The 13,909-nt window shown below is 68.1% G+C and carries 13 protein-coding genes; 8 read left to right on the top strand and 5 right to left on the bottom strand.

Features of this window, described 5'->3' with window-relative positions; translation table 11 throughout:
• The first annotated feature begins 50 nt into the window (after positions 1-50).
• The 8 genes from L1081_RS29075 (at position 51) to L1081_RS29040 (ending at position 8,342) form a co-directional block, all read left to right on the top strand.
• Positions 51-971, top strand: a complete 921-nt coding sequence (locus L1081_RS29075) for a dihydrodipicolinate synthase family protein (protein WP_489416959.1) — start codon at positions 51-53, stop codon at positions 969-971.
• Positions 968-2,155 carry an enolase C-terminal domain-like protein gene (locus L1081_RS29070; protein WP_489416958.1) on the top strand — a complete coding sequence of 396 codons (1,188 nt, stop codon included), beginning with the start codon at positions 968-970 and terminating at the stop codon, positions 2,153-2,155. The genes L1081_RS29075 and L1081_RS29070 overlap by 4 nt, the downstream gene beginning before the upstream one ends.
• Positions 2,152-3,063 (top strand): 2-dehydro-3-deoxygalactonokinase, encoded by a 912-nt coding sequence (locus L1081_RS29065; RefSeq protein ID WP_489416957.1) that lies wholly within the window; start codon positions 2,152-2,154, stop codon positions 3,061-3,063. Before L1081_RS29070 ends, L1081_RS29065 begins: the two co-directional genes overlap by 4 nt.
• Entirely contained in the window at positions 3,060-3,656 is a 597-nt protein-coding gene (locus tag L1081_RS29060; protein ID WP_489416956.1) for a 2-dehydro-3-deoxy-6-phosphogalactonate aldolase, read from the top strand. Before L1081_RS29065 ends, L1081_RS29060 begins: the two co-directional genes overlap by 4 nt.
• Positions 3,657-3,680: 24 nt before the next feature.
• Positions 3,681-4,679 carry a tripartite tricarboxylate transporter substrate-binding protein gene (locus tag L1081_RS29055; RefSeq protein ID WP_489416955.1) on the top strand — a complete coding sequence of 333 codons (999 nt, stop codon included), beginning with the start codon at positions 3,681-3,683 and terminating at the stop codon, positions 4,677-4,679.
• Between the two features lie 23 nt (positions 4,680-4,702).
• Positions 4,703-5,695 carry a tripartite tricarboxylate transporter substrate-binding protein gene (locus L1081_RS29050; RefSeq protein ID WP_489416954.1) on the top strand — a complete coding sequence of 331 codons (993 nt, stop codon included), beginning with the start codon at positions 4,703-4,705 and terminating at the stop codon, positions 5,693-5,695.
• Between the two features lie 213 nt (positions 5,696-5,908).
• On the top strand, positions 5,909-7,549 hold the full coding sequence (locus tag L1081_RS29045) for an SMP-30/gluconolactonase/LRE family protein (RefSeq protein ID WP_489416953.1): 1,641 nt from the start codon (positions 5,909-5,911) through the stop codon (positions 7,547-7,549).
• Between the two features lie 40 nt (positions 7,550-7,589).
• Positions 7,590-8,342 carry an alpha/beta fold hydrolase gene (locus L1081_RS29040; RefSeq protein ID WP_489416952.1) on the top strand — a complete coding sequence of 251 codons (753 nt, stop codon included), beginning with the start codon at positions 7,590-7,592 and terminating at the stop codon, positions 8,340-8,342.
• On the opposite strand, the gene L1081_RS29035 is transcribed toward L1081_RS29040, so the two are convergent.
• The 5 genes from L1081_RS29035 to L1081_RS29015 all read right to left on the bottom strand — a co-directional run bounded on the left by L1081_RS29035 (position 8,309) and on the right by L1081_RS29015 (position 13,890).
• Complete coding sequence (locus L1081_RS29035) at positions 8,309-9,364, bottom strand: RNA methyltransferase (RefSeq protein WP_489416951.1); 1,056 nt, start codon at positions 9,362-9,364, stop codon at positions 8,309-8,311. The genes L1081_RS29040 and L1081_RS29035 overlap by 34 nt on opposite strands.
• 69 nt (positions 9,365-9,433) lie before the next feature.
• Positions 9,434-10,852: an amidohydrolase family protein gene (locus L1081_RS29030; protein ID WP_489416950.1), complete on the bottom strand. Its 1,419-nt coding sequence runs from the start codon at positions 10,850-10,852 to the stop codon at positions 9,434-9,436.
• A 93-nt stretch (positions 10,853-10,945) separates the two neighbouring features.
• Positions 10,946-11,692 (bottom strand): TSUP family transporter, encoded by a 747-nt coding sequence (locus tag L1081_RS29025; RefSeq protein WP_489418006.1) that lies wholly within the window; start codon positions 11,690-11,692, stop codon positions 10,946-10,948.
• Between the two features lie 5 nt (positions 11,693-11,697).
• Positions 11,698-12,948, bottom strand: a complete 1,251-nt coding sequence (locus tag L1081_RS29020) for an MFS transporter (protein ID WP_489416949.1) — start codon at positions 12,946-12,948, stop codon at positions 11,698-11,700.
• A 63-nt stretch (positions 12,949-13,011) separates the two neighbouring features.
• Complete coding sequence (locus L1081_RS29015; RefSeq protein WP_489416948.1) at positions 13,012-13,890, bottom strand: polysaccharide deacetylase family protein; 879 nt, start codon at positions 13,888-13,890, stop codon at positions 13,012-13,014.
• Between the last annotated feature and the right edge of the window lie 19 nt (positions 13,891-13,909).

Below are 13,909 nucleotides of genomic sequence, written 5' to 3'. Positions count from 1 at the left end.
AATGCGATGTGCTGATAATTCCATTCATTGGAACTAACTGCATATCTTTCATGGCCGCGTCTCTTTCCTTATCCGGTGTCTTTCCTGTTCTTCCCACGCCCTTCGATGCCCAGGGACGCCCTGACGCGGAATCGCTGCGCAGGCTGGTCGACTATCTGATCCGATGTGGCGTGGATGGAATGACTTACCCGGGCGTCGCGAGCGAGGTAGGTCAGCTGACGCCCGACGAGCGGCAATCGCTCCTCGATGTCGTACTGGCCCAAGTGGCTGGCCGCGTTCCGGTGATCGCAGGCGTTTCGAGCAGCGACGCTGCGACAACCATTCGTCTCGCGGCTGCGGCAAGCGAGCGCGGCGCGGCGGTGCTGATGGTGGCCGTGCCGCCGGATCGCAAAGGCGCTGCCGAGCAGATCGCCTACTTCGCCGAGGTTGCGCAGGCTGCCGGAGGTGCCGTTCTCATGCTGCAGAACGTGCCGCCTCCGGTGGGCGCAGGGCTGGATCCGGAGGTGGTGCTCGAGGTTCTGGCGGCCGTTGCGTCGATCCGGTATGTCAAGGAGGAGACGCTGCCGAGCGGGCAGCGTCTCTCGGTCTTGCGCGAAAAGGCGCCGTCCAATCTGCTTGGCGTCTTCGGCGGCGCCGGGGGGCGCTACATCACGGATGAACTGCGCCGGGGCGCGGCCGGCACCATGCCCGCGATCGAGCTGGCGGAGGTGCACACCGCGCTCTTCAAGGCGCATCGCGAGAGCGACGCCGATCGGGTCCGCGCGCTTTTCACGCGCATGCTGCCGGTGCTGAACGTGCAGGCGGTGTTTCGCTGGTCGCTGACGAAATACGTGCTCAAGAAGCGCGGCCTCGTCGCCGACACGCGCCAGCGCATGCCGGGGCCCCTGCTCGACGCGCTGGACATGGCGGATGTCGATGCGTTCCTGGCGGACATCGAGGACCTGCTGCTGCCGCAGGACCAGCTGCCATGACCGGCGTCGCGAAGATCGCGCAGGTCGAGAGCTTCATCGTCTCGCTGCCGCGCGACACGCCCTACCTCGGGCCCCTGGGGCCCGGCGAGAAGATCAACGCGCGCGGCTACCTCGTGCGCAGCGGCAATCGCGCGATCTATCCGTCGACCGACATGTCGGTGCTGATCAAGATCACCGCCGACGACGGCACCGTCGGCTGGGGCGAGACCTACGGCATCGTCGCACCCGACGCAGTCACGAGCATCATCGACGACGTGATCGGGCCGGTGATCGTGGGCCGTGATCCGCGCGACGCGGTGGTGATCCAGGAAGACCTGTACGACCTGATGCGCGTGCGCGGCTTCTTCGGTGGCTTCTACGTCGATGCCATCGCAGGTGTCGACATCGCGGTGTGGGACCTGTTCGGAAAGCTGCTGGGCCAGCCCGTGGTCAAGCTGCTCGGCGGCCAGCGGCTCGAGACCGTGCCGGCCTACGTGTCCGGCCTTCCGGGGGCGACCCTTGCGGACCGGCTCGAACTCGCGCGCGGCTTCGTCGCCGAGGGCTTCGATGCCTTCAAGTACCACGCGGCCGTCTCCTTCGACGGCATCGTGGCCGAGATGCGAACGCTGCGCGAGGGCCTGGGCGATGCCGTCAGGCTGATGGTCGACCTGCACTGGAAGTTCACCGCGCAGGAAGCGGTGCAGCTCATCGACCAGCTCGCGCCCTACAGGCCCTACTTCGTCGAGGCACCCTGCCAACCCGAGGACATCGAGGGCCAGGCCCATGTGGGCGCGAGCGTGCGCGTGCCGCTCGCGCTGGGGGAGGAATGGCGCACGGTCTTCGAATACCGCCCTCGCCTGGAGCGGCGCGCGATGTCGATCGTGCAGCCCGAGATGGGGCACACCGGCATCAGCCAGTTCATGCAGATCGGCCGCATGGCCAATGCCTTTCACATGAAAGTGATCCCGCACGCCAGCATCGGCCTGGGCATCTACCAGGCCGCCAGCCTGCACGCCACGGCGGCGCTGCCCAATGCGCCGATGCACGAATACCAGCACTCGGTCTTCGACCGCAACCTGAAGTACGTCCGGACCGCGATGCGCTGCGACGCCGGGGCCTTCCATCTGCCCGAGGGCCCGGGTCTGGGCATCGAGCCCGCCCCGGAAGTCTGGCAGTTCCTGAGAAAGAAAGGCGCTTCGCAATGAAGGCGTCGTTGATCGCCATCGACTGGGGCACTTCCAACCTGCGCGCGAGCCTGCTCGATGCGCATGGCGGCCTCCTCGAAGCCCGCAGCGCAGCCGGCGGTGTGATGGCCGTGCCCGACCGGCGTTTCGCCGAAGCACTGCTGTCACTGTGCGGTGACTGGATCGACACGCATGCGGTGCCGCTGATTGCGAGCGGGATGATCGGCAGCCGCCAGGGCTGGCAGGAGGCGCCCTACGTCGCCTGTCCGGCAGGGCTGCCGGCCGCCGCATCGCAGCTGGTGCGGGTCGAGGTCAGGCCCGGTGCGGTGCTGCACATCGTGCCCGGCATCCGCTGCATCGGCATCGACGGTGTGCACGACGTGATGCGCGGCGAGGAAACCCAGCTCTGGGGCGCCGGCCTTGCGGCCGGCGACTGCTGCGTGCTGCCGGGCACGCACAGCAAATGGGCCTGGCTGGGCGCGCAGAGCAAGGTCGACCGCTTCGAGACCTTCATGACCGGCGAGTTCTACGGCCTGCTGACGAAGCACGGCATCCTCGGCCGGCTCATGGCGTTCGGCACGGCGCGGCCCGAGACCTTCGATGCCGGCGTCAGGCTGGGCCTGGCGCAACATGGCAACGCGTTGCACGTGGTGTTCGCGGCGCGCACCGCGGGGCTCATGGGCGACATCGAGCCGGAGGGCTTGCCCGACTATCTCTCGGGCATCCTGATCGGCCTGGAGATCGCGGGCGCGACCGCGCGGCACCCGCAGCGCAGCGTCACCTTGCTGGGTGACGACGACCTGTGCAGCCGCTACGAAACCGCGCTCGGCATCGCCGGGGTGGACACGCGCCGCGCGAGCGACGGGTCGACCACGCGAGGCCAATGGCGCGTCGCCATCGAGGCCGGTCTCGCCAGGGAAATGGCATGAACGGGGTCATTGCCATCCTGCGCGGCATCGCGCCCGACGAGGTGCTCCAGGTGGGGCATGCACTGGAAGCGTGCGGGGTTCGCTGCATCGAAGTGCCGCTGAATTCGCCGCAGGCGTTCGTCAGCATCGAGTCTCTCGCGCGCGAATTCGGTGATCGTCTGCAGATCGGTGCAGGCACCGTCATGACTGCCGCGCAGGTCGATCGCGCTGTCGACGCTGGCGCGCAGCTGGTGTTGTCGCCCCACGTCGACCCCGACGTCGTGCGCCGGACCAAGGCACGCGGGGTGTATTCGATGCCGGGCGTGGCCACCCCCACCGAGGGCTTTGCAGTCCTTCTGGCGGGAGCCGACGCACTCAAGCTCTTTCCCTCCGAGCTGCTGGGTACCGCGGCACTGAAGGCATGGTCCGCCGTGTTCCCTGCGGGGACGCCGATGTTCAGTGTCGGCGGCGTCAACATCGACAACATCGGGTCTTTCAAGGCGGCCGGTGCATCGGGGGTCGGCATCGGGTCCGGCCTCTATGCGCCGGGCATTTCGATCGACGAGTTGGCCCGCCGCGCGAAGGCGCTGATCGCGCGCTGGTCGGCGGCCTGAAGGAAATTCAAGGAGACAAACATCGTGTTCCACAAAGACAAGAGAATCGTCCTGCGCCTCGCGCTTGCCTGCGCGATGCTTCCCGGCTTCGGCAGCGTGCAGGCGCAGTCCGCGCCGCCCGCGTATCCGTCCAAGCCGATCAAGTTCGTGGTGCCGGTGCCGGCCGGCGGTGCGGCCGACGTGATGGCGCGCATGATTGCCGCGCACCTGCAGACCACCTGGGGCCAGGCCGTGGTGGTCGACAACAAGCCCGGCGCCGGTTCGAGCGTGGGGATGGCAGTGGTCGCCAAGGCCGCGCCGGACGGCTACACCATCGGCATGGGCAATGTCGCGGCCAACGCCATCAATCCCGCCGTGCGGCCCGAGGCCTTCCCCTACGACCCGGTGAAGGATTTCGCGGCGGTCACGATGGTGGGCATCACGCCGCTGATCCTCGTGGTGAATCCGCAGAAGGTGCCGGCGCGCACGCTGCCCGAGTTCCTCGCCTACCTCAAGGCGCATCCGGGGCAACTCAGCTACGGGTCTTCCGGTGCGGGTTCGGCGCTGCACGTGGGCATGGAGCTCTTCATGCGGAAAACGGGCACCTCGATGGTCCACGTCGGCTACAAGGGCTCCGCGCCCATGCTGACCGACCTGCTCGGCGGGCAGATCGATGCCGCAATGGATGCGGCCACCACCTCCTGGCCGCAGGTTCAATCGGGCAAGCTGCGCGCGCTCGGCGTCTCGACCGCGCAAAGGGTGCACTTCGCCCCCGACCTGCCGCCGATTGCCCAGTCGGTGAAGGGCTTCGAGATGAATCCCTGGCATGGTGTGATGGCGCCGGCCGGCACGCCGCCCGCCATCGTCGACAAGCTCGCGGCCGAGATCCAGGCGTTCCTGCGCCAGCCCGACACCGAAGCCAAGCTGCGCGAGCGCGGCGTGGTGCGCGTGGGCTCCAGCGCCGCGGAGTTCGCGAAGACCCTCAGCGATGAAGCCGCGTTCTACAGGAAGCTGGTGGCCGACGCGGGCATCAAGGCCGAATGAGCCGCCGAACCAGAGACAAGGCCATGCGTTCTCCAAAGACTGCTTTCCTGCTCCCGCGCCGCAGCGTGCTCGGCCTGCTGGCCGCATCGGCGTCGTCGTCCCTCTGGCCTGTGCTCGCCAACGCACAGGACCCATGGCCCACGCGACCCCTCACCGTGATCGTCCCCTTCGCGCCGGGCGGCGCGGGCAATGGGTCCGTGCGCATCCTGGCCGAGCTGATCGGGCCGCGCATCGGCCAGCCGCTGGTGGTCGACAACCGTCCGGGCGCGGGCGGCATCACCGGTACCGCGATGGTGGCCTCGAGCAATGACGACCACATGCTGCTGATGGGCAGCACCACCATGACCATCCTGCCGGCGCTGCGCAGCGACCTCGGCTACGACGTGCAGCGAGACCTCCAGCCGGTGGGCATGATTTCGACGCAGCCACTGGTACTGGCCGTGGGCGCAGGTTCGCCGGTCCGCAGCCTCGACGACCTCGTGGCCCGCGGCCGCGCGGGCGAGCTGAGCGCAGGCAACAGCGGCGTCGGCACGCTCTCGCACCTGGCCACCGAGCTGCTCAACCGCAAGTTGGGCACGCGCATCCTCCCCGTGCCCTACAAGGGAGACAGCGTGCTGATCCCCGATGTCGCAGCGGGCACCGTGTCCATGGGCGTGATGAATCTTCCGGTCGCGCTGCCGCTGATCCAGGCCGGCCGCCTGCGCGCGGTGGCCGTCACCTCGGCGCAGCCCCTGCCGAACCTGCCCGGGGTGCCGGTGCTGCGCTCACGCGGCGAAGAGTTCGTCATCTCCGGCTGGGCCGCATTCTTCGCAGCCAGGAAGGTTCCAGCTGCGGGCGTGGAGCGGCTCGAGCAGCTGCTGCGTGAAGCCATGGACACGCCGGCGGTGCGCGAGCGCTTCGCCAGCTTTGGCGTGACACCGGCGGCTTCGACGCCGTCGCAGCTGCGCGAGTACGTCCGCAGCGAAACCGCGCGTTGGGGCGACGTGGTGCGCAGCCGCGGCATCAAGCTCGAGTGAGGCGCGACGGGCGCCGGCGTGCAGGAATGCCCGAACTAGAATTCGGCCCATGTTCCGCTCTTCGGAACTCCTTCCCACGTATTCATGACACGCACCACCGGAGCGATCTCTCAGGGAGACAGCACATCCCAACGTCCGGCGACTGAAACGCACGACCAGACATCCGACTCTGCGCGGCCGTCGACTTCAGGTCTCGGCGTGCTGGAAAAGGCGATGAATCTGCTGAACATCGTGTCGGCACGCCGCACGCCGATGACCTTCACCGAGCTGCTGCGCGCCTGCGACCTGCCCAAGGCCACGCTGCACCGCATCCTCGCGACGCTGGTGCGCGAAGGGCTGTTGCGGCACAACGCCTACGACAAGACCTTCCAGCTCGGGCTGCGCCTGCTCGAGCTTGCGCACGACGTGTGGAGCGAGTTCGATCTGCGCGTGGCGGCGCAGGACGAACTCGCGCGACTGCGCGATGCGCTGGGCGAAACCGTGGAACTCACGGTGCTTGATGGCAGGTGCGTGGTCATCCTGGCCAGCGAGCCGGGGGACGAGTCGTCGAGCGCGCGCTCCGCCGTCGGGCAGCGGTTGCCGGTGCATGCGTCCGCGGCGGGCAAGGCGATTGCAGCGAATCTCGATCCCTCGGGCCAGCGGCGGCTGATCCAGGCGCTCGATCTGGAGCGCTTTACCCAGCGCACGATCGTGACGCCGGCTGAACTGCATGCCGAATTCGACCTGGTGCGTGCACGCGGCTATGCGATCGAGCAGGGCGAACGCGCGTCGGATCGCGCGGCGGTGGCCGCGCCGATCTTCGACTACGAAGGCCGCCCGATCGGCGCCGTCGCCATCGCCACCGATGCGAGCCGGCTGGACGCCGCGCGCGCCCATACGCTGTCGTCCGCGCTGATGGGCGCCTCGCGCAGCATCACCCACAGCGCCGCGGGCAAGGCCATGTCCATTGCAACTCAGGCGCCGCCTGAAACCACGTTGTCCGTCGAGGTGCGCTGCGTGAGCGAAGTGCGTTCGCTGCTGGGCGAAGGACCGATGTGGTCGCCTCGCGACAATGCGCTCTATTGGGTCGACATCCTCACGCCCTCGGTGCACCGCTACGACGCCGCGACGGGTGCGGACACCGAGACGCCGCTCGGAACCATGGCAAGCCTGGTCGTGCCCAAGGCCAGTGGTGGTCTGCTGGTTGCAACGCCAGGAGGGGTCATGGCCCTCGATCTCTCCACACGGCGGCTGACCGCCTTCTGTCACCCTGAAGCGGGCCGGACCAATGTCCGCTACAACGACGGCAAGTGCGACCGGCGCGGACGCCTGTGGGTCGGTTCGATGGACATGGCCGCGGCGGCCAACCGGGGCCACCTGTTCTGCATCGAGGCGAACGGCAGCTGGAAGCAGGTCGACACCGGGTTCACGGTGCCCAACGGCATTGGCTGGAGCCCCGACAACAAGACCATGTACGTCACCGATACGTACCGCCAGACCATCTACCGCTACGACTTCGACCTCGCCTCCGGAACCGTTGGCAACCGGCGCCCGCTCATCACCATCGCAGCCTCCGACGGCAAGCCCGATGGCCTGACGGTCGACGACCAGGGCTGCCTGTGGGTCGCTCTCTGGGATGCCTGGCAGATCGCGCGCTTCTCGCCGGAAGGCCAGCTCATGCAGCGCCTGCGCGTGCCGGTTCCGCGTCCCACCAGCTGCTGCTTCGGCGGCGACAACCTGGACACGCTGTTTGTCACGAGCGCGTCGCTGCGGCTCAGCGAGGAGCAACTGGCGACGGCGCCGCTGTCCGGGTCGTTGTTCGCCATTCAGCTGCCGGACGCGCGGGGCTTGCCCGAGGCGGCTTTCGCTGGTTGAAGTGCGTCATTCTTGACAACATGCGATGGAGGCAATGCACATGTACATCGAACAAGGCGGCGAAGGCCCGGACCTGCTGCTCATGCTGCACGGCATGGGCGCGACAGGCGCGGTGTGGTCGCCCATGTGCGCCGAGGCCGGTGCTCGCTGGGGCGGCCGCTGGGTCGTTCTCGACCTGCCGGGCCATGGCGAATCCGACCGGCTGGACTCCTATGCCATCGGCCAATATGCCGCAAGCGTGACGCGCGCCGCGCTGCCGCACATCCATCCCGCGGGCCGCCTCGTCGTTCTCGGGCACTCGCTGGGCGGGGTGATCGGCCTCGCGCTGGCGACGGGCTGGTTCGGCGCCGCGCCGCACCGGGTTTTCGCAGCCGGCATCAAGATCGCGTGGAGCGATGAAGAACTCCGCCGCATGGAGGCGCTGGCATCGCAGCCCGCGAAGAAGTTCGCCACGGAAGAAGAAGCGTGGGCCCGGTACCTGAAGGTCTCCGGCCTTGCCGGGCTCGCCGGCGCAGCGGCACCCGTCGCCAGGCGGGGCATCGCGCAGGGCACCGATGGCTGGCGTCTTGCGATGGATCCCCGGGCCCATGCCGTGGGCAAGCCTCCGCTGGCCGATCTGGCGACGCTCGCGCGCTGCCCCGTCCATCTGGCCCGCGGGGCACACGATGCGCTGGTCACGATGGAGCAGACCCGCTCACTCGATCCCGAGGCCCGGGAGCTGGGGCCGCACGGCCACAACGTGATGGTCGAGGCGCCCGGTCAGGTCTGGGACTGGGTGGCCTCGTTCACCTGAGCGAACCGAATCGGCACCACGCGTGTCTCGGCCGCGCGCGCCCGCAGCTGGCCGCAGCCGCCGTCGACATCCTGGCCGGCCGAATGGCGCAGCTTCGTCAGGATGCCCCGCTGGTGCAGCGTGCGCGCCATCTGCTCGCAGCGCTCCAGCGAGGGGCGGCTGAAGGCCACGCCATCCACGGCGTTGAAGGGAATCATGTTCAGCACGCCGAACTTGCCGGAGAGCAGCCTCACGATGCCTTCGATCTCTTCCGGCCCGTCGTTGACGCCTTCCAGCAGCGTCCACTGGTACTGGACCGGGTAGCCGGTGGCCCGTGCATAGCGCTCGCCTGCGCCGACCAGTTCCTCGGGTGTCATGTTCGGCGCGCGCGGCAGGAGCTTCTTGCGCAGGTCGACCTTGGTCGTGTGCAAGGAGAGCGCCAGCGCGGGCCTGACGCGTGCCTGCTGCAGCCGCTCGAACGCGCGCGGGTCGCCCACGGTGGAGAACACCAGGTTCTTGTGGCCGATGTTGCCCACCGTGCCGAGCAGTTCGATCGCCTCCATCACGTTGTCCAGGTTGTGGGCCGGCTCGCCCATGCCCATGAACACCACCTTGCGCACCGGCCGGCGCATGCGCGCGAGGGCGACCTGGGCAATGATCTCGGCGCTTCCCACCTGGCGCAGCAACCCGTCGCGCCCCGTCATGCAGAACCGGCATCCGACCGCGCACCCCACCTGCGACGAGACGCACAGCCCGTCGCGCGGCAGCAGCACGCTCTCCACGGTCTGCCCGTCCGCCAGCGCGACGAGCAGCCGCTCCGACCCATCGGCGCCGGGATGCACCGCGTGGATGCGCGCGAGGCTCGCAAGCTCGGCTTCGATGGCGGGCAGGGCCGCCAGCAGCGACGACGGAAAGAAGCTCGCCGGCAGGCGCCTGCCGCTGTTTCGGGGCAGCGCATGGGACCACAGCCGCAAGATGCGCTGCTCGTGGCTGGGGCCTGCACCGGCTTCCCGCAGTCGTTGTTTCAGTTCGTGGATTCGCATGCTGCGGCAGATTGTGCATGGCAGTCCCGGCGTGCGCACCCGCGGCCTCGCGCGCCTCCTGGCCCGGACTCAGAACGTCAAGGCCTCGCCCGCCACGTTGCGAATCCGGGTTGCCGATCGATGGGCACGCCGAAGAATATCCGGGACGTCATAGGCGAGGAGGCGGCCGTTTCTTTTCAGGATGCGCCCGTCGACCAGCACGGTATCGACATTGCTGGCGCTGCCGCCTTGCACGATCGCAGTCTCGATATTGCCGATCGGCCACATGTTCAGATCCCTGGTCCGCACCAGGATGACGTCGGCACGCTTGCCTTCGGTGATCGACCCGGTGACGTCGCCCAGCCCCATGGCAATGGCTCCGTTGATCGTCGCCATCTCGATCACCTCCTGTACACCGACGGCCTTCGCCTTTTCGCTCGGCGTCCCGGTCCATGGCACCCCGAGGTTCCAGGTGAAGCGCATCATTTCGAACATGTCCGGCGGCGCGATGGATGTGGCGTCGCTCGACAGCGAAAGCGTCAGGCCCGCTTCGCGCATCGCGAACAGTGCGGCGCGTGCATCGCCGGTGCTGCTGAGCCGAAGCTCCGAATGCGTCGCGAAGGACAGCGGCGTCTTCGTGCGCGCCATCGCGGCCAGGTCGGCCGCGGTGGCGGGCACGTAGTGGGCGATCATGAAATCCGGCCCCAGGTAGCCGCGCCGCTCGTAGTCGACCGCATCGACGTTGTTCGGTGCCTCCTGCGGCGCGTGGATCGCGACGGGCAGTCCGCTGGCCTTGGCGAACTTCATCTCTTCGTGGAATACGGCGTCGGTGCTTTGCTGCGGGCCGCGCAGATTCAGCCCCAGGTGCACCAGTCCGTCGAAATGCCGGCGCTCGCCGAACCACTCGCGCCGTATGCGTGCCAGATCGCCGTAGCGGTTGACCTCGTCGGCGGGCATCTTGTCGATGTGGCCATAGGCGTAGCGGGCCCGCAGCAGCGAGCGCTGGTGCGCACGCAGTTCGGCATCGGCGTGGGCCGGGGAGCGCGTGTTGTGCGACCAGTTGTGCACGGTGGTGGTGCCGCCGTTCGCCAGCTCGGCGCAGCCCAGCAGCACGCTGTTGTAGAAGTCGTCGGGCGTATACAGGATCGAGGTCGCATTCTTGGCGGGGTAGTAAGAGAAGCCGCCATCGCTTGCGGTGAAGCTGCGGCCGATGGCGCTCCACATGTGATAGTGGGAATTGACGAAGCCCGGCATGACGATCATGTCGGTCGCATCGATGATCTCCGCGCCCGGTGCGCTCAGGCCTCGCCCGATCTTTTCGATCACACCGCCGCGGACCAGTACGTCGGTGCGCAGCAACACGCCCTTCGCTCGGTCGACCGTGATGACCGCGCCGTTGCGGATCAGGTAGTTGCCGCGGCGGATGCCGGGCGATCCCGGTGCAGGCGTCGTCCGGGCCGACACCGGCGCCGAGCCGACGAGCGCCGGCGCGCCGGTGGCGGCGACCATCAGGGCGCCGACAAGGCGGGTGAAGTCTCTCTTGGTTGTTTTCATGTTTCGCGCCAGTGATTGAAGTGATGGAAAGAAGAAACGGGTGTCCGGTCAATACGCCTTGAGAAGGAATGCCGCGGTCATCGCCAGCCCCGTCAACACGACAAAACCACGCACGACATCGGGCTTCAGCCGCCGCGCCGCCATGCCGCCGACATAGCCACCGACCGTGGCGCCAAGGGCCATCCACAGTGCGTGCGTCCAGACGATCGCGCCGCTGGCCGCATAGATGGCGACGGCGATCAGCGTCAGGATCGCGGAGACGAAGTTCTTGATGCCGTTCATGCGCCCCATGTCCGTGTGCCCCAACGCGCCGAGCACGGCGAGCAACAGGATGCCGAGGCCACCGTTGAAGTAGCCGCCATAGACGGCGACCGCGACGATGCACAGGTCGGCGGCCCACGGGCCCCGGGGTCTGGCGGCCGCGGACCTGCGGCGCACCAGGCCGGGTCCGATGGCGAAGAGCAGCGTCGCGGCCAGCAGCAGCCATGGCACGATGCGGGCAAATGCATGATTCGAGGTCGACAGCAGCAGCGCCGCGCCGGCAGCGCCACCGAGCACCGACAGCACGACCAGCCGCAGGAGCGAAGGCGACATCGGGCCCGACAGATCCTTGCGCAGCGCCCAGGCGCCGGCCAGGTAGCCAGGCAGCAGCGCTGCGGTCCCGGTTGCGTTGGCCGACACCAGCGGCACACCCACCATCGCCAGCGCAGGCAAGGTCAGGAAGCTGCCGCCGCCCGCCACGGCGTTGAGCGCGCCGGCCAACGTCGCCGCGCCGCCGAGCAGTGCCCAGTCCAGCGCCGTCACGGCTTGCGCACGGGCAGCGACATGCGATCGGTGCGCAGCAGCGCCGAGAGCACCATTCCGACGGCCGCCAGCAGCGTGATCTGCACCAGGCCGGCAACGCTCCAGCCGAATCGCGCGGCAATGCCACCGATGATGAAGCCCGCGAAAGCACCCGCGCCGTACAGCGTGGTGACGAACACCCCGGTGGCACGGTTCGTGAGCGAGGCGCGGACGGACTTGATGTGGTAGCCCGCCAGGTTCACATACAGCACGCCGCTCACCACGAAGCCCCATGCGAAGGACAACGCCGACTGGACCAGCATGCCCGCCGGCCCGGAGAACAGCAGGAAGCCCAGCAGGCCGGTGCCCGCGAAACTCAGCGACAGCACCAGCTTGGGATGGAAGCGGTCCCCGAGCCAGCCGCCGAAGATCGAAGCGAACACGCCGAACCCGAAGATGCTCATCACGCGGCCGGTATCCGAGGGCGTGTAGTGCAGATGCTCCCGCAGGAAGGTCGGGTACATGCCGAGATAGCCGTAGATGCACAGCCCCCCGATGACACTCATGGCGGTCAGCAGGATCGTGTTGCGGTTCCACATCGTCGCAGCGCCGCTCAGGTCGCTGCGCGCGTCCGCGGCCGATGCGTTTTCGGTCATCCGCTTGCTCACGGCCGCCGCGATCAGCGCCATGGCACCGAAGCCCGCCACGCCGAACACCACGAGCGGCAGGCGCCAATCGCGCTCGATGCCGATCAGGTGGCCGCCGAGCAGCGGCCCCACGATCGCCCCGATGCCGAAGGAGAAGTTGATCGCTCCCACCGCCGTCGAGCGGAACCGCACGAAATAGCTCGCAGCGATGGCGATCACCACCGTCAGCTGCATCGCCTCGCCGATGCCGGTGGTGGCCCGGTAGACGAGCATGTCTGCGAAGCCCTGCGAGTAGGCGGTCAGCAAGGTGCCGAGCGAGAAGATCGCGATGCCGATCTGCAGCACCGCCTTGCGCGACAGGCGGGCCAGCAGGTAGCCGGTCGGCACGCCGGCCACCGCCATGCCGAGCGTGAAGATGGTCGACAGCAGGCCGGTATCGGCCAGGCCGAATCCGAACTCCTTGCGGACGTCCGCGGCAATGAGCGGAAAGATCTGCCGGTCCATCGCGTTGAGCGCATACGAGGCGAGCAGCAGCAGGAACATGCCGATCTCCAGCGCGGTGATGGGCGCTTCGCTGCGCACATCGCCGGCCAGCGGGATGGCCGAGGTTGAGGTATGCACGATTTGTCTCCTTCTCGTCGAGCGAGAAATTTGTTCGGGTGCGCCGGCGGTGCGGCGGGTGATTTACGCTGCGGTGCGTGCCGCGCTGTACCAGTCGAGGATCTGCTCGCCCGTGAGGAAGGCGACGTCGTCGTGCGCCCGGATGTGTGCCAGCGCCTCGCGGAAGTAGCGCAGGCGGTGCGGCGCGCCCATGATGTACGGGTGCACCACCAGTGCCATCACGCGGGCCGAGTCCTTCGCATCGGCATGGAGCTGTTCGAACTGGTCGATGGCGCGGTCGCGATACTCGCTGGCCTTGTGATGCTGGATCAACATCATCGCCACGTCGTTGCACTCCTGCGTGTAGGGCACGTTCACGATGGCGCCGCCATTGCGTGTCTTCAGCCGCACGGGCTGGTCGTCCAGCACCCAGTCGCACACGTATTCGTAGCCCTGCTCCGCCAGGATGTCGGGCGTGTTCCACGTCTCGGTCAGCCCCGGGCCCAGCCAGCCGCGCGGCCGCTTGCCGGTGTATGCGCGGATGGCCTCGGTCGTTTTCGCGATGTCCTCGACCTCGTCGGGCACCTTCTGCATGTTGCGCTGCCCGAATCCGTGGCCGATGAACTCCCACTGGCGCGCCATTGCCGCCTTGGCGATGGGCTCGTAGGCGGCGATCGCCGAACCATTGATGGCGAGCGTCGCGCCAATTCCCAGTCCGTCGATCACCTCCAGCATGCGCCAGAAGCCGACGCGGTTGCCGTACTCGTGCCAGGCCCAGTTCGGAATGTCGGGCATTGGCGAGCCGCCGGCCGGGGGCGTGAGCACGGTGCGGGGCATGGCCTCGTTGATGTCCCATTCCTCGACGTTGACGATGAGCCAGACGGCCAGTCGCTTGCCGTCCGGCAGCTTGAGCGCGGGACGCTCCGAAATGGGCGAGTACGAGATGCGTTCGAGTGGCTTCATGGTGTCTCCTGCGGGTTTC

The organism is Variovorax sp. MSC1_012 (assembly GCF_023667525.1).
Classification (GTDB): Bacteria; Pseudomonadota; Gammaproteobacteria; order Burkholderiales; family Burkholderiaceae_C; genus Variovorax; species Variovorax beijingensis_B.
Note: the sequence above shows the minus strand (reverse complement) of the source record. Positions and strands in the feature narration are given on the sequence as shown.